The sequence below is a fragment of the Streptomyces sp. NRRL F-5126 genome, assembly GCF_000721265.1.
Taxonomy (GTDB): Bacteria; Actinomycetota; Actinomycetes; order Streptomycetales; family Streptomycetaceae; genus Streptomyces.
Window position 1 is genome coordinate 1 of the sequence record NZ_JOFZ01000075.1, and the last position, 475, is coordinate 475.

General features: G+C 68.6%; 1 protein-coding gene. It reads left to right on the forward strand.

Translation table 11 applies throughout. From position 1 onward, the window contains the following. Nucleotides 1-475, forward strand: a 475-nt coding sequence (locus IH48_RS33950; protein WP_037844097.1) for a ketoacyl-synthetase C-terminal extension domain-containing protein, incomplete at both ends; no start/stop codon positions are given.

Genomic DNA, 475 nt, shown 5'->3' on the forward strand with positions numbered 1-475 from the left:
CGTCAACCAAGACGGCACCAGCAGCCAACTCAGCGCCCCCAACGGCCCCTCCCAGGAACGCGTCATCCGCCAGGCCCTCGCCAACGCCGGTCTGTCCGGCGATCAGGTCGATGCAGTCGAAGCACACGGCACCGGCACCAAGCTCGGCGATCCCATCGAGGCCCAGGCCCTCCTCGCCACCTACGGCCAGGACCGTCCCGCCGACCAGCCGCTCCACCTCGGCTCCATCAAATCCAACATCGGCCACACCCAAGCCGCCGCAGGCGCCGCCGGCGTCATCAAAATGATCCTCGCCATGCAGCACGGCACCCTGCCCCGTTCCCTGCACATCGACGAGCCCACCCCACACGTCGACTGGACGAGTGGCGCCGTCAGTCTCCTCACCGAACCCACCCCATGGCCAGTGACGGACCACCCACGCCGAGCCGCCGTCTCCTCCTTCGGCATCAGCGGCACCAACGCCCACCTCATCCTC